Source organism: Frankia sp. AiPs1 (assembly GCF_023716945.1).
Classification (GTDB): domain Bacteria; phylum Actinomycetota; class Actinomycetes; order Frankiales; family Frankiaceae; genus Frankia.
On record NZ_JAMQQF010001105.1, the window covers coordinates 1 to 778 of the forward strand.

Sequence of the window (778 nt, forward strand, 5' to 3'; positions counted from 1 at the left end):
GGTGGGTGTGTAGGTAGGTGAGTAGTTCGCCGGCCTGGGCGCGTAGCGCCTGCTCACCGTGCCCCGACAACGCCCACGGCACGATGCCCACGCTGGTCTGGTCGACGGATGTCGGGTGCGAGCTGTGCGTCGCCGGCCCGGCGACGTCGTCCTGGGCAGCGCGTGGTGCCGGCACCTCGATGCCGGGTGGTTCCTCAACGCCGGGTGGTTCCTCGATGATGATGTGGGCGTTGGTGCCGCTGATGCCGAAGGAGGAGATGGCGGCGCGGCGGGGGCGTTCGCTGGGTTCCCAGGGTTGTTCCTCGGTGAGCAGGGCGACGTTGCCGCTGTCCCAGTCGACGTGGGGGGTGGGGGCGTCGATGTGCAGGGTGCGGGGCAGCGTGTCGTGGTGCAGGGCTTCGACGATTTTGATGATGCCGCCCGCGCCGGCGGCGGCCTGGGTGTGGCCGATGTTGGATTTGAGGCTGCCGAGCCACAGGGGGCGGTCGGCGGGTCGGTGCTGGCCGTAGACGGTGAGTAGGGCCTGGGCTTCGATGGGGTCACCGAGGCGGGTGCCGGTGCCGTGGGCTTCGACGGCGTCGATGTCGCCGGGGGTGAGGCCGGCGTTGGCGAGGGCGGTGTGGATGACGCGTTGTTGGGCGGGGCCGTTGGGGGCGGTGAGGCCGTTGCTGGCACCGTCGGAGTTGACGGCCGAGGAACGCACGACGGCGAGGATGGGGTGGTTGTGGCGGTGGGCGTCGGAGAGGCGTTCGATGAGGAGGAGGGCGGCGCCTTCGGA

General features: G+C 70.8%; 1 protein-coding gene. It reads right to left on the reverse strand.

Annotated features, from left to right (window positions below; genetic code table 11):
- Positions 1–778: ketoacyl-synthetase C-terminal extension domain-containing protein (locus ND748_RS33135; protein ID WP_251750174.1), on the reverse strand; the 778-nt coding region annotated here is incomplete at both ends.